General features: G+C 54.2%; 17 protein-coding genes and 1 pseudogene. 15 read left to right on the forward strand and 3 right to left on the reverse strand.

Features of this window, described 5'->3' with window-relative positions; genetic code table 11:
* Positions 1-8: 8 nt before the first annotated feature.
* The gene (locus ACP7AD_RS01755) at positions 9-371 is read right to left on the reverse strand and encodes a roadblock/LC7 domain-containing protein (protein WP_426146647.1); all 363 of its coding nucleotides are present in this window, start codon (positions 369-371) and stop codon (positions 9-11) included.
* A 227-nt stretch (positions 372-598) separates the two neighbouring features.
* Between ACP7AD_RS01755 and ACP7AD_RS01760 the strand changes: the two genes are divergently transcribed.
* The 6 genes from ACP7AD_RS01760 to ACP7AD_RS01785 all read left to right on the forward strand — a co-directional run bounded on the left by ACP7AD_RS01760 (position 599) and on the right by ACP7AD_RS01785 (position 7,236).
* Positions 599-901, forward strand: coding sequence for an antibiotic biosynthesis monooxygenase family protein (locus ACP7AD_RS01760; protein WP_426146646.1), 303 nt, complete (start codon positions 599-601; stop codon positions 899-901).
* A gap of 120 nt (positions 902-1,021) precedes the next feature.
* The gene (locus ACP7AD_RS01765) at positions 1,022-2,065 is read left to right on the forward strand and encodes a Bug family tripartite tricarboxylate transporter substrate binding protein (RefSeq protein WP_426146644.1); all 1,044 of its coding nucleotides are present in this window, start codon (positions 1,022-1,024) and stop codon (positions 2,063-2,065) included.
* A gap of 141 nt (positions 2,066-2,206) precedes the next feature.
* On the forward strand, positions 2,207-2,902 hold the full coding sequence (locus tag ACP7AD_RS01770; RefSeq protein ID WP_426146642.1) for a fumarylacetoacetate hydrolase family protein: 696 nt from the start codon (positions 2,207-2,209) through the stop codon (positions 2,900-2,902).
* Between the two features lie 204 nt (positions 2,903-3,106).
* Positions 3,107-3,661 (forward strand): NUDIX hydrolase, encoded by a 555-nt coding sequence (locus ACP7AD_RS01775; RefSeq protein ID WP_426146640.1) that lies wholly within the window; start codon positions 3,107-3,109, stop codon positions 3,659-3,661.
* Positions 3,662-3,818: 157 nt separating this feature from the next.
* Positions 3,819-4,805 (forward strand): recombination-associated protein RdgC, encoded by a 987-nt coding sequence (locus ACP7AD_RS01780; protein WP_426146638.1) that lies wholly within the window; start codon positions 3,819-3,821, stop codon positions 4,803-4,805.
* Positions 4,806-5,814: 1,009 nt separating this feature from the next.
* A complete protein-coding gene (locus tag ACP7AD_RS01785) occupies positions 5,815-7,236 on the forward strand; it encodes a tyrosine-type recombinase/integrase (RefSeq protein WP_426146636.1) in 1,422 nt (473 codons plus the stop codon).
* Positions 7,237-7,548: 312 nt separating this feature from the next.
* Here the strand turns inward: ACP7AD_RS01785 and ACP7AD_RS01790 are convergent, their stop codons facing one another.
* Together ACP7AD_RS01790 and ACP7AD_RS01795 are read right to left on the reverse strand one after the other, a co-directional pair.
* Positions 7,549-8,028 (reverse strand): hypothetical protein, encoded by a 480-nt coding sequence (locus tag ACP7AD_RS01790; protein WP_426146634.1) that lies wholly within the window; start codon positions 8,026-8,028, stop codon positions 7,549-7,551.
* A 1,469-nt stretch (positions 8,029-9,497) separates the two neighbouring features.
* A pseudogene (locus tag ACP7AD_RS01795) lies at positions 9,498-9,896 on the reverse strand (transposase); the annotation flags it as partial.
* 188 nt (positions 9,897-10,084) lie between these two features.
* Between ACP7AD_RS01795 and ACP7AD_RS01800 the strand changes: the two are divergent.
* From ACP7AD_RS01800 to ACP7AD_RS01840, 9 genes are all read left to right on the forward strand, one after another.
* The gene (locus ACP7AD_RS01800; protein ID WP_426146632.1) at positions 10,085-11,500 is read left to right on the forward strand and encodes a mannose-1-phosphate guanylyltransferase/mannose-6-phosphate isomerase; all 1,416 of its coding nucleotides are present in this window, start codon (positions 10,085-10,087) and stop codon (positions 11,498-11,500) included.
* 271 nt (positions 11,501-11,771) lie between these two features.
* Positions 11,772-12,869, forward strand: coding sequence for a hypothetical protein (locus tag ACP7AD_RS01805; protein WP_426165950.1), 1,098 nt, complete (start codon positions 11,772-11,774; stop codon positions 12,867-12,869).
* Between the two features lie 9 nt (positions 12,870-12,878).
* The gene (locus tag ACP7AD_RS01810; RefSeq protein ID WP_426146630.1) at positions 12,879-13,673 is read left to right on the forward strand and encodes an ABC transporter permease; all 795 of its coding nucleotides are present in this window, start codon (positions 12,879-12,881) and stop codon (positions 13,671-13,673) included.
* Positions 13,670-14,323: an ABC transporter ATP-binding protein gene (locus ACP7AD_RS01815; protein WP_426146628.1), complete on the forward strand. Its 654-nt coding sequence runs from the start codon at positions 13,670-13,672 to the stop codon at positions 14,321-14,323. Before ACP7AD_RS01810 ends, ACP7AD_RS01815 begins: the two co-directional genes overlap by 4 nt.
* Positions 14,324-14,371: 48 nt before the next feature.
* Positions 14,372-15,439, forward strand: coding sequence for a dTDP-glucose 4,6-dehydratase (gene rfbB / locus ACP7AD_RS01820; RefSeq protein WP_426146626.1), 1,068 nt, complete (start codon positions 14,372-14,374; stop codon positions 15,437-15,439).
* The gene (rfbD, locus tag ACP7AD_RS01825) at positions 15,436-16,338 is read left to right on the forward strand and encodes a dTDP-4-dehydrorhamnose reductase (protein WP_426146625.1); all 903 of its coding nucleotides are present in this window, start codon (positions 15,436-15,438) and stop codon (positions 16,336-16,338) included. Before rfbB ends, rfbD begins: the two co-directional genes overlap by 4 nt.
* 15 nt (positions 16,339-16,353) lie before the next feature.
* Entirely contained in the window at positions 16,354-17,238 is an 885-nt protein-coding gene (gene rfbA / locus ACP7AD_RS01830; RefSeq protein ID WP_426146624.1) for a glucose-1-phosphate thymidylyltransferase RfbA, read from the forward strand.
* Positions 17,239-17,290: 52 nt separating this feature from the next.
* Positions 17,291-17,848: a dTDP-4-dehydrorhamnose 3,5-epimerase gene (gene rfbC / locus ACP7AD_RS01835; RefSeq protein ID WP_426146622.1), complete on the forward strand. Its 558-nt coding sequence runs from the start codon at positions 17,291-17,293 to the stop codon at positions 17,846-17,848.
* Positions 17,849-17,884: 36 nt separating this feature from the next.
* Positions 17,885-21,025, forward strand: coding sequence for a hypothetical protein (locus ACP7AD_RS01840; RefSeq protein ID WP_426146620.1), 3,141 nt, complete (start codon positions 17,885-17,887; stop codon positions 21,023-21,025).
* Positions 21,026-21,078 lie beyond the last annotated feature (53 nt).

Below are 21,078 nucleotides of genomic sequence, written 5' to 3' on the forward strand. Positions count from 1 at the left end.
CGACTCCTTTAGATCAGCTTGGACAGCGTTTCGGCGGCCCGCTTGATGTCCAGAAAGATCAGGCCAAGCTTGGCATTTGACTTGGCCAGCACCGTCAACACGGCCTCGGGGCCTGCCGAACTCATGATGACGTAGCCGCGCTCGCCCTGGATCAGCACCCGCGCCAACGTGCCGCGCGCCAGTTCGCGGGCGGTGCGCTCGCCCAGCGACAGCAAGGCGGCCGACATGGCGCCAATGCGGTCCTCGTCCATGCCGTGCGGCAGGGCCGAGGCGATCATCAGGCCGTCGGTCGAAATCAGCGCGGAGGCCTCGATGTCGGCGGTCGAGCCGTTCAAGTCGTCCAGCGCCTGCTGAAACATGTCTGTGCGCATCATTTACTCCGTGTTCGTGCATCTAAATTCGTTGAAAACATTAGATATCGAACAAGCGAAGTTACAACTGACACAAATCAACACTGTTTAAAAAAATCGCTGCCAGCGCCGCCGTATTTTTCAGTTTTCAAGACCGGCGCGCGGAATCTTCCTGCGCGCAGGCCATGGCGGACGAAATTTGCGGCTAGAGTTACGCTTTTCCAATCACCCCGCCCACCGGAGCTTTCATGATTCTTGAACTTGCCGACATCCGTATCCACCCCGGCCAGCAGGCGGCTTTTGACGAAGCCATCGAGCGCGGCGTTCGCACCGTGATCGCCCATGCCAGGGGATTTCAGGGCTACCAAGTCTTCAAGGACATTGAAAGCCCCGAGCGCTACCTGCTGCAAATACGCTGGGAAACGCTGGAAAACCACACCATCGATTTCCGCGAGTCGGCTGCGTTTGCCGACTGGCGAGCGATTGTCGGCCCCTTCTTTGCCGGTCCGCCCACGGTGGAACACTTCAGCCTGGTGACGAAATCCGTCTGACGCAAGACAGTGCTGGACGCGCGCGCAAAGCCAGCGGCCAGTTCCCTCGAATGGCAGGCGGCGTTCCCCGGAACCGCAGCCCGTCCATGCAAGCGCTCCTTCGAACCGGCTCAAGCAAAAATGAAAATTCCTGAACTGATACCCAGCCGCCTGCAGCGGCTTGGCGGCGCCTGCTCAGCGCATGCCGCTCGCACTATATTTTTAATAGCTGCATGCGCCCTGTCTATAAGCGCAACAGCACAAAACACTGATAAAAAAGCGGAAACCGCACAGGCCTGGCCGACCCGGCCGGTGCGCATCCTGGTCGGCTTTCCCGGAGGATCGACGCCCGACATGTCAGCCCGAACGCTGGCAGAGCCCCTGTCCAGGGCCTTGGGCCAGCCGGTCATTGTCGAGAACCGGATCGGCGCTTCGGGCAACATCGCAGCGGACCTGGTCGCCAAGGCCACTGACGATCACACGCTGGGCGTGGTCATCAATGGCAACCTGACCTCCGCCAAGCAGCTTTACGCCAAATTGCCCTACGACCCGGCCAGGGACTTTGCGCCCATCTCGCTGCTCACCACCGCGCCACTGATGCTGGTCGCACCAAGCAGCCTTCCGGGCGGGGCCGAATTCTTCACAGCGGCGCGGCAGGCAGGCAGCCAGTGGAACTACGGATCGGTCGGCAATGGATCGGTCGGGCACCTGGGCATGGAACTGATCAAGCAGCGCTCGTCGGGCATGACGCCGGTCCACATCCCGTATTCGGGCAACCCGCAGGTGGTCACGGCCATGCTGGGCGGCCAGATTCAGATGGCGCTGATACCGCCCGGCATCGCCCTGCCGCACATCCGCTCGGGCAAGCTCAGGGCCATTGGCTTGACCGGCGGGCGCAGCCTGCTCGCACCCGATATACCGCCATTGGCAGAGGCCGGCTTGAGAAATGTCAATCTGGAGGTGTGGACCGCGCTGATCGGCCCGGCTCGCCTGTCCAGCGCAGCCCAGGCGCGGCTGGCCAGGGAGGTGCCGCGCATCGTCCGCGATGCAGACACGCGCCAGAAACTGTTTGCGCAGGGCTGGCAGGCCGTCGGCACATCGCCTGACGGGCTGCGCAGCCGGCTCAGGGACGAAACCGCCCTTCTGGGCAACATCATCCAATCGCGCGGCATCAAGCTTGAATAGCGCCAGGTTCGATGGATGGCTGGCGGCTGAACTGTTAACCCGGGGCCATCGTGGCACACTGCGCAGCTGGCCTGTACGCTTCTCATTTTTCAACCGCCCGGCCCTCTTGTCCGGGCTCAGACCTGTCAAGGAATGCCCGCCATGCGTTTTGTCGTAACTCCGCCTGCCACGGTTTCAGTGCCTGTCGTCGGCACGGAAGACCGCTTTCCGGTCCACCGCATTTATTGCGTCGGCCGCAACTATGAAGAGCATGCGAAGGAAATGGGGTTTACCGGGCGCGAGCCGCCGTTCTTTTTTTTGAAGCCCGCCGATGCCATTGTTCCGGTCGAATCCGGCATGCAGGCTAGCGTACCCTACCCCAGCCTGACCCACAATCTGCACCATGAAATCGAACTGGTCGTGGCGATTGGCAAAGGCGGCAAAGACATCAAGGCGGTTGATGCGCAGCATCACATCTTTGGCTATGCGGTGGGCCTGGACATGACGCGCCGCGACCTGCAAAACGAGATGAAAAAGCAGGGACGTCCCTGGTGCATCGGCAAGGCGTTCGAGCATTCAGCACCTATCGGCCCAATCACCCCCGCAGCCCAGGCCGGCGATGTGAACCATGCGCAAATTCATCTCCAGGTGAATGGCCAGGATCGGCAGCGGAGCCATGTGTCCAAACTCATCTGGTCGGTGGCCGAAACGATCGAGCATCTCTCGGCGGCCTGGGAACTGCAGCCCGGCGACCTGATCTACACCGGCACCCCTGAAGGCGTGGCGGCCGTGGTGAAAGGCGACACCCTGACGGGCGGCGTCGCGGGCCTGGAACCGCTGAGCATCAAAATTTCTTGAGCGATAAAGCCTGTGGCCAGACGCGGCCTGAATGGCGGCCATCCGGGCGCCCAACATGCAGTGTGGTCCCGCTGCATTTTCAGAGTCATTCAGGCCTTTCGCGCTTTACCAGCCTGCCTTTCCAGCTATACTTTTTGAAGTAGCTCAAAGCCCTGAACGCCACCACGAACCGAACATAAACGCCAAAGCCGCTACACTGATTTGATGCATCGCCCACCTCTGAAACACTGCCGCGTCTGCGGCACCGCCGTGGTTTACCGCTTGCCCGATGACGGCGACACCAAGCAGCGGGCAGTCTGCCCGGCCTGCAGCACCGTGCACTATGAAAATCCACTGAACGTCGTCGGCACGGTGCCGGTGTGGGGCCACGACGGCGCGCAGGTGCTGCTGTGCAAACGCAATATCGAACCGCGCTGGGGCAAATGGACATTGCCGGCCGGCTTCATGGAAATGGGCGAAACCACGGCACAAGGCGCAGCCCGCGAGACCGACGAGGAAGCCGGCGCGCAGTATGAACTGCAGGACCTGTTCAGCATCATGAACGTGGTTCGCGTTGGCCAGGTCCATATGTATTACCGCGCCAGGCTGCTGAGCACCAGCTTCAATCCCGGCCACGAAACCATCGAGGCTAGGTTATTCACCGAGTCCGAAATCCCGTGGGACGAACTTGCCTTTCGAACCGTCAAGGAAACGCTGGAGCGCTATTTTGACGACCGGCGCAAGGGCCGCTTCGGCATTCATGTACTTGATGTTTCCTGAGCTTGCAGCCCGCGTCCTATGCGGGCCAAGCGCATTCGGTATTGCTGGCCGGACGTAGAATTTCAGGGTTCTACTCGACTTGTCGCCTGGCTTTTTGCTACGGCTTTCGCCATTGACGCCTCCCCTTTTCACCAGCATCCCCCAACACCGGAACCCCATGTTCAAATCCGCCTCCTTTTTTCGCATTGCCACCGATTTTGTTCTGCCGCCGCTCGAAGCGCTGGAAGAAGTGCTCCAGACCGCCCAGTTCATGCCCTGCGGCGCGACGCAGCCCGAGTCCGTCGGCTGGGTGCCGCCGCGCGGCAAAAAAAGCACAGTGATGGTGGAAACCGTGGGCTCGCAGGTCATCTTGCGCTTGAGCATCGAGCGCCGACCGGTGCCCGCCTCCGCCGTCAAGGCCGAGGTGGAAGCACGCGTCGAAAAGTACAAGCAGGAAACCGGCCGCGAACGCGCCAGCGCCAAGATCAAGAAAGAGTTCAAGGAGGAAGCCATGCAGGCGCTGTTGCCGCGCGCCTTCACCAAGCGCTCCTCGACGACGCTGTGGATCGACCCGGACAACAAGTTCCTGGTGGTCGATTCGGCCAGCCTGGCGGGCGCCGACAAGGTCGTCAGCCAGCTGATCGAGGCGCTGAGCGAGATTCCTGGCTCCCGCCCCGGCCTGATGGCCAAGCCGGTGCAGACCACCATGGCGGCCGGTGCCGCCATGGCGCATTGGCTGGCCAGCCGCGAAGCGCCGGTCGGCTTTACCGTGGACCGCGATTGCGAACTCAAGATGCCTGACGACCAGAAGTCAACGGTCCGCTACTCGCGCCACACGCTGGAGATCGACGAAGTGGCCGCGCACATTGCCTCGGGTAAGGTGCCCACGCAGCTGGCCATGACCTGGAACGAGCGGGTGTCGTTCGTGCTGACCGACATGGCCCAGGTCAGGAAGATCCAGTTGCTCGACGTGGTGCTTGACGGCGTGCAGGAAAACGGCAAGGACGACGACGGCTTTGACACCGACGCCGCCATCGTCACAGGCGAGCTGTCGGCGCTGATTCCGGATCTGCTGGAAGCACTGGGTGGCGAGCTGTCCATGGACGGACCGGCTCAGCCTGCAGCAGCCGGACAACTTCCGGAACGCCTTCGCGCCGCTGCATAAAAACCGCGCAACCATGGGCAAAGGCTATCCACGACGACTGGGTGGAATCTCCAAGCCCATGCCGGGCTGACTGGACTAAGACTTGCAGACTCGCTTCAAGTCGACACCAGCGCAAATTGCACAGCAAGAATACGCGCAGCATCGAAATCAGACCCGCCTGATTGACAAAATCAGGACAGGCCGTTATCAATGGTTCTACAGTCAGGAGAAGAATTTTTCCTGACTGGATTCTGTTTTACCGCCATCAAGCCGCATCTCGACAGGAGGGTGTCATGAGATTTCATTTATTCGGACCACGCACTGAAGCGCACATTCGCAGGTCATTGGAATACCTTGAAGAGGCGAATCTGGCCTGGGTCGAGCACCAGGCAGCAGCAGAACACCATGCGGCACTAGCAAAAATGTATTCCGAAAGAATTGCCCGAATTGAGGCAGAAATCAAAAACGCTCATCCACTTCGATCCATGGTGCCTCGTCAACCACCGGAAGATTCACGCGACGAAATCGAGCGGCCAAAGGCAGAATCCGTCCTGGTTTACCCATCCAGGACTACGCGATGAAGTCAGCATTGGGAAAGCACTGTAGCCGGGGAACGGATTTTCAGTTGGGAAAACAAGGGGAAGGAACGCTTGATTTCTCAGCTTTACTTCCGGTTGTTCCCTGAAACATTCCCCGGTTTGGCCATGCCTGTCAATGTCCAGCTGCTTATGTCGTCGCAACGTAAGCGACTGATTTACCAATGAAAAAGGCCGCTAACTATATATCGTTAGCGGCCTCTGCCAGTAGTCGTGGTCGGTGTGAAAGGATTCGAACCTTCGACCCCTTGCACCCCATCTAATTATTTTAAAACTTTCCTGCACCTTGGCGGACACAAATTGGTAAAAATATCCATACAAAACAACCACTTATAAAAATAATCCCTTAAACAGGGTCCAGCAAGATACACTGGCAGCCAGCAGTTTGTTTACCCCTTTGTTTACCCCTTTGTTTACCCCTCCACTGAGATCGCATGACTCGATACCCAAGATCTGGAAAAGGCAGCAAGTGGACCATCAAGGCGCTGCAAGCCATTCCTGAGTCTTGGCACGCAGACACATTGAGTGATGGGGAAGGACTTTCCGGCGAAGTTCGGACTGCCCACGATGGCAGCAGTTCAGTGCGATTCAAATACGCCTATCGATGGGACGGAAAAACCTGCTGGTTCCAATGCGGAACGTGGCCCAAGGTCTCGCTGGAGGCCATCCGTAGCAATCGCGATCGTGCACGAAATGACGTGAAGTCGGGAATCAATCCCACCGACAAAAAGAAGGCCGTCATCATTGAAAAACAGGCTCAGGTCAAGGCCACCATTGCTTTGGCGGAACAGGAGGCCAACGAGAACAAAACGTTCCAGGAAATGTACGACGGCTGGCTTGTGGATGGGGTTGATCGCGACGACAACAACGCAGAAATCATCCGTTCCTTCAAGAAAGACGTGCTGCCAGATCTCGAACATATCCCGGTCAGGGAAATAACCGAGCATCACTTGCGCGCCCTCCTTCGAAAAATCGTTGACAGGGGTGCTTTCCGATCGGCTGAGTGCAGGTTCAACGATCTGGTTCAGCTTTTTGCCTGGTCTGAGAAACGCCAGCCATGGCGAAAGCTGTTGATCGAAGGAAATCCTGCCGACTTGATCGAGATTGAAAAGATTCTTCCAAGGAACTATGTCTTCTCCAAGGTCAGGGAAAGGGTGCTCAAAGACTACGATATACGGGAGTTCGGCGGTATTTTTGAGACCATGGAAAATGCCTACGAAACGACTCCAGCCGGATCCAAATATTCCGTGCCCCGGCCCTTGAAAAAAGAGGTGCAACTCGCTTTGTGGATAAGCTTGTCGACCATGTGCCGCATCGGCGAATTGCTGATGTCCGAGTGGAGGGAAGTTGATCTCGAAAAAGGAGTCTGGGCGATTCCCGTCACCAACACCAAAGGCAAGATCCAGCCCTTGACCGTCTATCTCTCACCTTTCGCATTGACCCAGTTCAGGGCACTGCACGCCCTGACGGGAAGTACACGTTATTGCTTTCCCAACAGGTCTAAAGACGGTCATGTTGACGTCAAGTCCGTATCGAAACTGGTGGGGGATTGCCAGACGCAATTCAAAAAATGTGGTGTCAAAGGGCGTCGCAATGACAACAGCTTGGTCCTGAACTCCGGCAAAGATGGTCAATGGACCCCGCACGACCTGCGCCGCACAGGGTCCACATTTTTGCAGGGGCTGAAAGTGGATCTCAACGTGATTGATCGGTGTCAAAACCACGTACTCGAAGGCCCAAAAACCCGTCGCAGCTATCAACATCATGAGTATCTGGATGAAATGCGCGAAGCCTGGATGACTCTGGGCAGCCACTTGGAAATGTTTCTTGGACGTATTCCTAACGGACCCATGTAGTCCCCGGAGCATTCCCGGAATCGAGGGTAATTATCGGTAGTTAGTTAAAGCTGAAGGTAGCGGTTGATACAGTGGCAGGCGTTCAAGGCTCCGAACAGCGCGGCGAGTTTGGCTGGTAGAACAGTGTCTGCAAAAGCGGTCCAGCAACGCGCCAGCGAGTAGCCCGTATGTTGACGCCAATGTCAATTGAACCACCCCTGCCAATTTCGACTGACCAGAGGCAATTTAAAGGGTTTAAACAAATTTTGAATTGCTGCTGCCGGGCAACGCGCTCGTTCATCCCACCGATTCGGTTTACATCGTTGAGGCTTCTCAAAACCGGTAGCCCGCTTCAATGGCAAATACGAAGCCGCCGGATTTTTGCGCGGGGCCTAGGCGGGCGGTGACACTGTAGCGGTTTGCCTGGTAGCGTATGACCGCGCCGCCAACGAACTCTGTCTTGTGTTTTGATGACCTTGCCCCGGCAAACCCGCCAGCCTGCAGGCCAAGTCCTTGAAATGGGGTGTAGTCCAGCAAGCCATAGGCGGTCGTATGAAACATGCTGTCGCGGTACGCACCCAATTGCCAAGACAATTTCTCGCTGGGGACATGCCTCCAGGCCAAACCCCAGTTGGTTTGGTTCCAATCTTTGCCGTTTGGGCGATCTTTGGAGTGGTAGCTCAGCCCGTGGAATACGGCCTCATCTTGGGGGAACTCCTGGGCCGGCACACTGATTGGTATCGCGAGTAAAAATGGCATACATAGCACTGCCGTGAATGCAGGCAGGCGTGCTTTCTGGCTGGGTTGGCACATGTTTTCCCCTCCCTTTTCATTGATGTTCTGGAATGCAAAACGACCGATGCCTGCTCACCTTGAGTACGCTCACGCGGTAACACTTTCTCGCATCAGTCGATAGAGCCGCGTGCGCTATGTGATAGGTTTTAACGAAGGTTTCTGCATAAAGAAATCACCTGTTCTGCCCATGACAGCAGCAACAGAGATTGATGTGCAAAGGTGCGAGGCTGCGCGTTGAACGACTGCCGTCGACTCAGTTGCCCACAACGCTACTATTGATCCAGCCCTTGGAAGTTTGAACACTCCTGGCTTGTTGCCGAGAGAGGGCTGTTGTGACAATTAAAACTTCCGAAGGCCGGATTGATAATCTGACTGAGCCCGCTTGCCCTTTCTGGTTTTGCCACCTGGTCTAGATCTGGGCTGCGCAGGTTCCGGTGATGAATGCAAGTTGGCCAAGTCCAAATGCAGCGCTTTAACTTAGCGCAAGAATTTGCAGCTTTATTTGATACACAACAGTTTGTAAAAAATGCAAAAATATCTGTTCGAACGTTAATAACGTCTGAAATAGCTGCAGTTGCCAGCGTTTCCGGGCTATCCCAATCATTCGGACTTCGCCTCTGTTATTGGATTGTTCGAAAAAACCATGATGGGTGGCTACAAATAACTTTCCAAAGTTATTCGTCTACTGGGATGACGCCGTAGCTCCAGAGGGTGAAAAAGCTTTGTGTAAACAGTCTTTTGGCAGAAAACTGCCATCTTGAATGGTGCAAGGATGACCGTTGAAGAGAGACCCTTGCCGATTTCAAATCTGCTTGGGGGTGAATCTTTCCACCTTTGGGCACCAGTCACATTGGCGCACCCTGACAAGGCTGTTAGGAAAAAAGCAGAAAACATTCCCAAGGAGGTCTTGTTGGCGAGCGAAAGCATCCGGCGGAACGACGGCAGATCCGATTGACATGTCACAAAGGGCGGTTATAGCTCAGACATTCAGCATGACCGCTTCCCGCTTGGCCCTCGTCAAAGTCTCATAGACCAGCTTGCGCTGGTTTTCGGTTTCGAGCGGTTCGCTCAAGTAAGCTTGCGGTGCCACGACGAGCACTTGGTAAAAATCCAGACCTTTGGTGCAGCGCGTCGTTGCAAACTGTACATTCCCTGGTTCTGATACAGATGTTTTCTGGCGACTATCACTTGCGGGCCAATGCTGGCGGACGAACACAGCCTGGAGACCGTATTCCGGTCCAAATTCATTATTTGGTTAGGCCCCGCGCAGGGCTACCAATCCGACCTTCGTCTTGAACTCCGGCAAGATACGCTTTCGTAATGTTACTAGTTACTACTCTTACAATGTCACAAGCTCATCCGCTGAGTGACCGAGCCGCAGTGCGGGCAGTGGCCCAAGGCGCGAATGAGCTTAATGTGCAGCGCCGTGATGGAGTCGGGCACATGGCGCTGGGCGCGCCGGGCTTCCACGATGGTGGCGGTGACAACAAGCTCACGGCTAGCTGGCAGTTGTCCTGCTTGCCCAACTGCCAGCAATACTGGCGCGCCACGCCCACCGAATGTTTGCCCTTCTTGAGAAAGCCCGTGTCGTCCACGATCCAGTAGCACCTGCCTTTCAGGCCCAGAGCAGGCGTCACCCAGTCGCGCACGCGCTCCATGATGGCCACATCCGACCACTCGGACTTGGCCAAGAAGTGGTGTTCCGCCTAATGGCGCGCGCTCATGTGCAGCGGTTCAAGCCCTCCTGCCATAGGCTCGACGCTCTTGCGCGCCAAGGGCAGCATCAAGCCAGTGCAGTAACCCTTCTAGCCGGCGTGGCGGTCAGCATGTCTGAGCCCTTCGGACAGGCGCGCACTGTAGCGCTCGAACGTCTCGAATGCTTCCATGACGCCTCCGTTTCAGCTCCTATCGAAGAAAATCATCACAATAATTTACTGTCGAACAAAGAATTTTTACTAAAAATACAATTTAACGCAAATTACAATAGTGAAGAATGTAAGTAAATGACACTAAAATCAATTGTCTAGATTGCGGAAAAAGTTTCAGCTTTAACCTGACAAAACTAAGTAAGTTAATGAAATTGATCCCCATAATTTTGTGCGGCGGTGCCGGCTCACGTCTTTGGCCTGTCTCTCGCGAGTTGCACCCAAAGCCCTTCATTCGCCTGGCAGATGGTCAAAGTCTTCTGCAAAAAGCTTTTTTGCGCGGCGCAGCACTTCCCGGCGTCAAAGAAATCCTCACGGTTACCAACCGTGAACTATTCTTCAAGACTGAAGACGAGTTTCGTGAAATCAACACCGCCAAGCTGGCCACTTCATTCATTCTTGAGCCCTTTGGCCGCAACACATCTGCCGCAATTGCTGCTGCGGCACTGCATACAGCCAAAGCGCACGGGCCCGACACGTTCATGCTTGTGCTGGCCGCTGATCACCTGATTGCCGACCAAGCAGCGTTTGCCGAGGCTGTGGGCTCCGCCATCAACCTGGCGCAACAGGGTAACCTGGTCACCTTCGGCATACAACCTGATGCGCCTGAAACTGGGTACGGCTATATCGAGGCACAAGGCAGCAAGGTGCTGCGTTTTGTGGAAAAACCCACGCTTGAAAAAGCGCAGGAATACCTAGCATCTGGCAACTTCCTGTGGAATTCAGGCATGTTCTGCTTCAAGGCCAGCACCATGCTTCACGCCATGGAGCAACACTGCCCCGACATTCTTTCTGCTACCAAAGCCTGCATGGCCAAGTCACGCTTGGCCACAGGCAAAGCCTTTGCAGAGCTCACGCTTGACCCTGAAAGCTTTGCCGAAATCCCCGACAACTCCATCGACTACAGCGTGATGGAACCATCGACCGAAGTGGCCGTGGTGCCTTGCAACATTGGCTGGAGCGATATTGGCTCGTGGAGCGCACTGGGCAACTTGTCATTGCCTGATGCCAGCGGCAACCGCATTGAAGGCACGGCCCTGCTGCACGACGTGACCAACTGCTACATCCAGAGCAACAACCGCGTCGTGGGCGCCGTTGGTCTCGACAACCTCATCATTGTTGACACGCCCGACGCCTTGCTGGTGGTCGACAAATCACGCGCCCAGGACGTCAAGCACCTTTATGCCGCGCTGAAAGCCAAAGGGCACGACGCTCATAAACACCACCTGACCATACACCGCCCATGGGGCACCTACACGGTGCTGCAAGAAAATCCCGACTTCAAAATCAAACGCGTTGAAGTCAAGCCCGGCGGAACCCTGTCGCTGCAAATGCACCACCACCGCAGCGAGCACTGGATTGTAGTTAGCGGCATTGCCAAAGTGGTGAATGGCGATGCCGAGCTGTTTGTCAGAACCAACGAATCCACCTACATCCCGGCGGGCTTCAAGCACAGGCTTGAGAACCCTGGCCTGCTGAACCTGGTGATGATTGAAGTGCAAAGCGGCGACTACCTTGGCGAAGACGACATCGTGCGCTTTGAAGACAACTACGGCCGCCTCTAGATGATTTTCATGACTAAATTCATGAAAAATCATCTACAAAAAGCACGTAAAGGCTTCACCAAGCAATCTTTTTCGGCTGTTCCTTTCGTGAACTATGCCTCCCACGGGTTTGATCCTGGATGTCGGCGCAGATGTTCGGCACACGAACGAAACCTGGAAGCTGGCAACTTGGCAGAAGCCCGATCAACCTTTAAGCGAAATTTAGAAATACCCCTTGAAAATGCAATCAGCCCTAGAGTTAAAAGCCCCCTCCAGCACATGGAGCCAGGCCGTGAAACAACGCCTTTCCCGCATCAATCGCCTGTTTCTTCTGGCAGTGTTGGCGCCAACTACGATCTCGATCATTTACTTTGGCCTGATCACGTCGGATGTCTACATCTCTGAATCCCGATTTGTTGTTCGTAGCCCAAAGCAGCAGACGCCTACCGGCTTAGGCGCGCTTTTACAGGGCGCAGGCTTTTCCCGATCAGAAGATGACACCAATAGCGTGCACGACTTCATGCTGTCCAGGGACGCACTGCAAAAGCTCAACAGCAAACTACAGCTAGACAAAGCGTTCAGCAGCCCTGACATTGATTTATTCAGCCGCTTTGCGGCCCTCGACATTGACAATAATTTTGAAGCACTACACCGCTATTACCAAAAGCACATCGCCGTCGACACCGACTCGACATCCGCAATTTCAGTGCTCAAAGTCAAAGCCTACAAGGCCGAAGACGCGTACCAAATTAATGCCATGTTGCTGGAAATGGGCGAAAGCCTGATCAACCAGCTAAATGAACGCGGGCGGCAGGACATGATTCGTTTTGCGTCGTCCGAAGTGGAAATCGCAGAGAAAAAAGCCAAATCGGCCGCCTTGGCCCTGTCGAGTTACCGCAATGAAAAATCTGTGTTTGACCCGGAGCGCCAGTCTGCAATCCAACTGCAACTGGTCTCCAAGCTGCAAGACGAACTGATTGCCACCAAGACGCAGCTTGACCAGGTGCGCACCTTCACACCTGACAACCCACAGATTCCTGCCCTGCAAAAACGCGCCAGCAGCGTGCAGGCTGAAATGGATGTTCAAATGGCCAAGGTAGCCGGCGGCAGCACATCACTCACCAACAAGGCGGCAGATTACGAACGTCTTGCACTTGACCGCACCTTCGCCGACAAACAGCTGGGCGCCGCCTTTGCCTCTTTGGAGCAGGCGCGCAACGACGCGCAACGCAAGCAGCTCTACTTGGAACGCATCGTTCAGCCCAACACGCCAGACGTGGCGGTCGAACCGCGCCGCTTGCGGGCAATTTTGGCCACGTTCATTCTTGGGCTCATCAGTTGGGGCGTCTTGACCATCCTGGTCGCTGGCGTCCGTGAGCACAAGGATTAAGCGCTGACCATGAGCATTCCTGACACCCCCTTGCGGCGCTCTTTTGCTATCCAGGTACGGGTAACGAGTGCCTTGATCCTGCGTGAAGTCATCACCCGCTACGGGCGTCACAACATTGGATTTTTGTGGTTGTTTTTGGAACCCATGCTGTTTACTTTGGGCGTGACCACGCTATGGACACTCATCAAGGCTACGCACGGAACCAACCTGCCCATTACTGCGTTTGCAGTTACAGGCTATTCCTCTATTTTGCTGTGGCGCAATTGCAGCAACCGTGTCGTCAAGGCCATTGAAGCCAATCACAGTTTGATGTACCACCGCAATGTGCGTGTTTTTGATGTTCTATCTGCAAGGCTTATTCTGGAAATCGCCGGCGCCACCGTTTCAATCATCACGTTAACGATTATTTTCAGCGCAATGGAGTGGATGAGCCTGCCTGACGACATTCTTACGGTAATGGTGGGCTGGGCACTTCTTGCCTGGTTTGCCTTTGCACTAAGTTTGGTGATTGGAGCGGCGTCAGAGCGATCAGAACTGATTGAGCGGGTATGGCACATCTTCACCTACCTGCTCTTTCCACTGTCAGGCGCGGCTTTCCTGGTTGACTGGTTACCCAAAGTAGCCCAGGAATATATTTTGTGGGTGCCCATGGTGCATGCCACAGAAATGATCAGGCACGGCTACTTTGGCGCTGCAGTGCGCACCCATGAAGACCCTGTTTATTTAATTTTGTTCAATTCGGTGTTAACGCTTATTGGGCTTGCCCTAGTAAGAGAAACCGGACGTAGGGTAGAGCCCGAATGATTACCCTACACAACGTGGGTAAAACCTATGCTACGCGCCAAGGCCCACGCACGGTGCTTGACGGCATTCATCTGAATATTGCCAAGGGCGAAAAGCTTGGAATACTGGGCCGCAACGGTGCGGGTAAATCTACGCTGATACGCCTTATCAGCGGTGCCGAGTTGCCTACGCGTGGACATATTCACAGAGGCATCAGCGTTTCGTGGCCCCTGGCCTTTGGCGGGGCCTTTCAGGGCAGCTTGAGCGGGCTAGACAACGTTCGCTTTATCTGCCGTGTTTACGGTGCCCCTATTGAGCCCGCCATGGCTTTTGTTGAGGAGTTTTCAGAACTTGGAAGCTATTTGCGTGAACCCGTCAAAAAATACTCATCAGGCATGCGGGCGCGGCTAGCGTTTGCCATTTCCATGGCGGTTGAGTTTGATTGTTTTTTGATTGATGAAATCGTGGCCGTGGGTGACAGCCGTTTTCATGAAAAGTGCCACACCGAACTTTTTGAAAAACGCAGTGACCGGGCCATGATTATTGTGTCGCACAGCGCCGACTACATCCGCCAACACTGCCAGCACGCCGCCGTATTGGTGGCAGGCAAATTGCACAGCTTTGATCAGGTTGAAGACGCCTTCACTTTTTACCAAACGCACGCAGGGTGATTTGAAGTGAATTTAATTTAACTTATCGCATTTTTTAAAAGGAACTTTATGATTTTGGTGACGGGTGGAGCTGGCTTTATTGGGTCAAATTTTGTGCTTGACTGGTTAAGCCAATCAAATGAGCCAGTATTGAATCTTGACAATCTGACGTATGCCGGCAATCTTCAAAATCTTGCATCGCTAGACGGTAACTCGCGTCATATTTTCGCGCATGGCGACATTGGTGACAGCGCAATGGTTTCATCACTGTTACGCCAACACAAGCCACGTGCCGTGCTTAACTTTGCCGCCGAAAGCCATGTGGACCGTTCGATTCATGGGCCTGAAGACTTCATTGAAACCAACATAGTTGGCACCTTTCGTTTGCTTGAAGAAGTTCGCACTTACTGGAACCAGCTTGAAGGTGACGACAAGCAAAACTTCCGCTTTTTGCATGTTTCCACTGACGAGGTATACGGATCTTTAGGCAAGGACGACCCCGCGTTTACAGAAACCCACCGCTACGAGCCCAACAGCCCGTATTCAGCCAGCAAAGCCGCCAGCGACCACTTGGTGCGTGCCTACCACCACACCTACGGCTTGCCCGTGCTGACGACCAATTGCTCAAACAACTACGGGCCGTATCACTTTCCTGAAAAGCTGATTCCGCTCATGATCGTCAATGCGCTGGCCGGAAAAGCTTTACCCGTGTACGGCGACGGGCAGCAAGTGCGTGACTGGCTCTACGTGAAAGACCACTGCAGCGCCATTCGCCGGGTACTTGAGGCAGGCACCGTGGGCGAGGTGTACAACGTCGGCGGGTGGAACGAAAAGGCCAACCTCAGCATTGTTCACTCCGTGTGCGCATTGCTCAATGAACTGCAACCCCGTGCCGATGGACAAAACTACAGCGAGCAAATCACCTACGTCAAAGACCGTCCCGGCCACGACCGCCGCTACGCCATTGACGCCAGCAAAATCGAGCGCGAGCTGGGCTGGAAGCCAGAGGAAACCTTTGAAACTGGCATACGCAAAACCGTCAAGTGGTACCTGGACAACCCCGATTGGGTCGCCCATGTGCAAAGCGGTGCCTACCGCGACTGGGTGCAAAACCACTACGCAGGTGAAGCGCAATGACGCCGCCACTCAAGGTTTTGTTGTTTGGCAAGGGTGGACAAGTCGGCTGGGAACTCCAGCGCAGCCTGAGCCCTTTAGGTGAATTGATTGCGCTGGACTTTGACAGCACCGACTATTGCGGCGACTTTTCCAACCTGCAGGGCCTGGCTGACACGGTGCAAAGGGTGCGCCCAGACGTGATCGTCAATGCCGCTGCCCACACTGCGGTGGACAAAGCCGAAAGCGAGCCCGATCTGGCCCGCACGCTCAACGCCCTGGCGCCCGGCGTGCTGGCGCAAGAAGCCGCCAGGCTCGGCGCCTGGCTCGTGCACTACAGCACTGACTACGTGTTTGACGGCAGCGGAACCCGCCCCTGGTTGGAAACCGATGTACCCGCGCCGCTCAGCGTCTACGGCCAGACCAAGCTTGAAGGCGAGAAATTGATTCAGGGGGCCTGCCCCCGTCACCTGATTTTTCGCACCAGTTGGGTCTATGCCGCACGCGGCGGCAACTTCGCCAAGACCATGCTGCGCCTGGCGCAAGAGCGCGAGCGCCTGACCGTGATTGACGACCAGTTTGGCGCGCCAACCGGCGCCGACTTGCTGGCCGACGTAACAGCGCACGCCATTCGCCAGGTGCTGCAGCGCCCCAGCGACGCTGGCCTATACCACCTCGTGGCAGGCAGCGAAACCAGCTGGCATGGGTATGCAAAACACGTAATAGCCCATGCGGAACGGACACATTCAGCTATCAAGCTAGTAGCAAAAACAGTGGAGCCTGTTACCACCAGCGCCTTCCCTACCCCCGCCAAACGCCCGCACAACTCCCGGCTCGACACCACCAAACTGCAAGCCACCTTTGGTTTGCGCCTGCCCAACTGGCAGCACGGTGTCGATCGCATGCTTCACGAAATTATTTAACCTTCAAGAATAACCATGACCCAACGCAAAGGCATCATTCTTGCCGGTGGATCCGGCACCCGCCTCCACCCCGCAACACTGTCGATCAGCAAACAACTGCTGCCGGTCTATGACAAGCCCATGATTTATTACCCGCTCAGCACTCTCATGCTGGCGGGCATACGAGACGTGCTGATCATCAGCACGCCCCAAGACACGCCGCGTTTTGAGCAACTGCTGGGCGACGGCGCAAAGTGGGGCATGAATCTGCAATATGCCGTGCAACCCAGCCCCGATGGCCTGGCCCAGGCCTTCATCATCGGCGAGCGGTTTGTGGGCAACGCACCCAGCGCCTTGGTGCTGGGCGACAACATCTTTCATGGTCACGATTTTGCGCACCTGATGGCTGGCGCCGATGCCAAAACGCAAGGTGCCACCGTCTTTGCTTACCACGTACGCGACCCTGAGCGTTATGGCGTGGTCGCTTTTGATGCGCAAGGCAAAGCCAGCAGCATTGAAGAAAAACCGACCCAGCCCAAGAGCAACTACGCGGTGACCGGCCTGTACTTCTATGACAACCAGGTCATAGAAATCGCCAAGTCCATCAAGCCAAGCGCCCGCGGCGAACTTGAAATTACCACCGTCAATGAGGTGTACCTGAAACAAGGGAGCCTGAATGTGCAAATCATGCAGCGAGGTTATGCCTGGCTTGACACCGGCACCCACGACAGTCTGCTTGAAGCCAGCTCATTTATTGCCACGCTGGAGCACCGCCAGGGCCTGAAGGTTGCCTGCCCTGAAGAAATTGCATGGCGTCAACAATGGATTACCTCAGGGCAACTTGAAATACTGGCCCAACCGCTGGCAAAGAATGGTTATGGGCAGTACCTAAAGCGAATTCTGAACGAAAAAATTCTTTAAGTCGTTACAAGCGACTGAGAAGAACGTCCTTAATCTATTCCAAGTAACAAAAATGCAATTCACACGGCTTTCCATCCCCGACGTCATTCTTTTTGAACCCAAAGTGTTTGGCGATGATCGCGGCTTCTTTTTTGAGAGCTTTAATCAGAAAGCCTTTAACGAAGCCACCGGTTTAAACCTGAACTTTATGCAAGACAACCATAGCCGCAGCACCAAAGGCGTGCTGCGCGGCTTGCACTACCAGACTCAGCAACCCCAGGGCAAGCTGGTTCGAGTAGTGCGCGGCGCCGTGTTTGACGTGGCGGTAGACATTCGGAAAGGATCGCCAACATTCGGGAAATGGGAGGGCATTGAACTAAGCGAATATAACCAAAAACAATTTTGGGTACCTGCAGGGTTTGCGCACGGGTTTATGGTGCTCAGCGACTCGGCTGACTTCTTGTACAAAACAACAGACTATTACGCACCAGCTCATGAGCGTTGTATTGCCTGGAATGACCCAACTATTGGTATTGACTGGCCTCTGACGCAGCATGGTATAGATAAACCGCAGCTTTCCGCCAAGGATTTAGCTGGGTTGAGTCTGGCCGCAGCGAGTGAATTGCAGTAATTTTCTCTCTAATTCAGTCGTTTGAAAAACTTATCAATGCCCACGATATTACTCAGTAACAATACTATTAAAGGTTATGCGGGTTCAGAGTTGGTAACACTCGACCTGGCAACTGAATTCAAACACCGTGGGTATGACGTTACCATTGCGACCTTTGGAAAAGACACGGACGTTGTGAAGGGCCTCGACGAGTTGGATGTCAAGTGGCTCGACCTGAATATTCAGCAACCAAATGTGGAAAACATTGTTTTTGACCTGATTTGGGCACATCACTTCACGACGCTTGACGCAATTTTGATGGATATGGAGATATCGGCCAAGGCGATTATTTTCTCATCAATGTCACCCTATGAGCCACTCGAATCACCGCCAACCTATGCATCGCAACTTTCCTTAGTGCTCGCAAACTCCGAAGAAACAAGAAATCAGTTGTTGCATTACGGATTACCGTTGAGCATGCTACACGTGTTTCCAAATCCCGTGGCGAGAGAATGGTTTGCCATCGCCAAGACAGCCTCCAATTTGCCCTTACGCAAGGTAGCTGTTGTGTCGAATCATGTGGTGGACGAACTACAAGGTGCCATCAAACACTTGCAGACATTGGGTGTTTTGGTAGAAATATTCGGAGTCGAATACGACTTCAAACTGGTAACGCCCACATTACTGGCAAGTTTCGACTGTGTCTTAACGATAGGTCGTACAGTTCAACAGGCAATGGTCTTGGGTTTACCGGTTTACTGTTACGACAGGTTTGGCGGACCCGGCTATCTCCGAACGGATAACTTTGAAAAGGCTGGGCTGTTTAACTATTCTGGGCGGTGTTGTGGGGTTTTTAAAACCGCAGAAGAAATAGCTACGGAGCTTGTCGATGGTTACCAATCGGCAGTAATTTCGGCATCTGAATTACAGTTAATTGCGCACGAAAAATATCGACTAGACTTTGCAGTCAGTCAGGTTTTGGAACTTATTGCTGACAATACCCTCGACTTATCAATAGTCTCAACAGCCTTGAAGCTACCGCTGAGAATGCGGAAGCACGCAAAAAACTTGGAACCTAATCAGTTATTTGCGCAGTTGTTTTTGGACAATGGCTCAGGATTTTTGGAATCGACGTCAATTCGAATACCTCTCAGCGGCATCCAAGCCTCGCAGAGTTCTCGCGATCTCGTTTTTGATCTCCCTGATAATCACAGTCTGGTCAATATTCGTTTAGACCCATTAAATGCATGTGCTGTGATCACAATACACAGAGTTGAATTATTAGGACCAGAAGGGTGTGTCGATTTAACTGATTGCATTAAGACCAATGCAAAAGCTAGCACGAATAATACTCACTTTTTCATTGATGATGATCCGCAGATATTTTTTGAAGATACGACTTTCATCAGAGCGACGCATCTTAAATTTTCTTTAGCATATCAGGCTACTGGAAGCGAAGCTTTAAAAGAATTCATTACGCAGCATGAAGCGCGCTTCCCGAGTTCGACGAATATTGCAGACTCCGAACAGAGTTACAACCAAATATCGCAGCGACTTATCGAGCAGCAGGCAAAGTCATTTACTCCCATCAAAGAGGAATTAATAGCGAGAATTCATGAAATTGCCAGCCTCAACCAACAAGCAAGCAAACGTGACGAAGAAATTAGCAATATCAATCAAGCAAACACTGAGCGCGAACAGGTTCACCTTACGCAGTTAAGCCAGGCACGGCAGCAAATTGAGGATCAGTTGCTTCAACTTGTGGAGCGCGAAAAAGCCTCTTCAGAACAACTGCAGCAAATGCAACTGGCGCATGAGCAACAAAAAAGCGAGCAAAGCCACAAGCACGCAGAGCGCGAGCAAGCCCACCTGGCACAGCTAGGCCAAGCACGCCAGCAAATTGAAGCCCAGTTGCTTCAGCTTGTAAAGCGTGAAGAGGCGTTCTCAGAAAAGTTGCAATACATGCAGCTAGTCCAAGAACAGCAAGTGAACGAACAGCGACGAGAGCTAGCAGAACACGAGCAAGCCCACCAGGTACAACTAGACCAAGCGCGGCAACAGATTGAAAACAAGTTGCATCAACTTGCAGTGCGCGAAAAAGAATTTACTGAACAGCTTTTTAAAATCCAGTATGCGCATGATCAGCAAAGAATCGAACAAAGCCGCGAACACGCCGAGCGAGAGAAAACGCTGCTTTCGGAACTCAAAATAGCCAGACAGCAGATCGACGTTTATTTACTTGATCTGGCCAAGTGCGAAAAGACATACTCGCAGCAGCTGCAAGAAAGCCAGCAAAGGCACGAGCAGCAAAAGCTCGAATTGATTTACAAGCACGCAGAACAGGAGAAGTCATATCTTGCGCAACTTGCACTAGCTCGACAGAAACTTAAAGCGCATCTGTTGAAGCTAGCGGATCGTGAAAAAAAGTTCTCTCAGCAGCTACAGGCCATTCGGCAAACGAGCGACCAACGCAAGCGCGAACATACCGGCAATCTCGCCGAACGCGACAAGACGTTCTCACGACAACTGCAGGAAATTCAGCAAGCGCACGAGCATCAAAAAAGCGAGCAGAGCCGCGAACACGCCGCGCGTGAGCTGGTCCATCTTGCGCAACTAGACCAGGCTAGGGAGCAAATTGAAGCCCATTTGCTTGAGCTTGCAGAGCGCGAAAAGGCATTCTCTACCCAACTGCAGGCAATGCACCTGGCACATGAGCAGCAAAAAAATGCACAAAGCCAACAGCACGCCGAGCGCGAGCAGGCACATATTGCACAACTCACGCTAGCCCGGCAGCAGATTGAAGCCCATTTGCTACAACTGGCTGAGCGCGAAAAAGTTTTTTCTGAACAGCTGCAAAAAATACAGCAAACGTACGAGCACCAAACAAGCACGCAGAGCCAGCAGCATGCCGAGCGCGAGCAGGCACTTAACGAACAGTTAACCGCCAGGAAAGACGAGTTACGTAACCAGCTAAATCACTGGGCTGAAACAGAAAAGGCGCACGCGCTTGCTGTTAACGAACTGCATCGCGAATTGAATGCCATACGCAGCACTTTCTCCTGGCGCTGGACCGCCCCGCTACGCAGTCTGGCAGCCGCGTTGAGGCAGCAGAACTCAGAAAAGCCCCAAATGGCGCCAGCACCGGTGGCAAATGAAGTGCTAACACCAGGTTACAGACCTAGCGACTCATGCGATTGAGACGCCAACACTTTCCTCTCACCCTTCTTAAAATACAGATCACAGGATATTTG

Source organism: Polaromonas sp. DSP2-3-2b2 (genome assembly GCF_049895905.1).
Classification (GTDB): domain Bacteria; phylum Pseudomonadota; class Gammaproteobacteria; order Burkholderiales; family Burkholderiaceae_C; genus Polaromonas.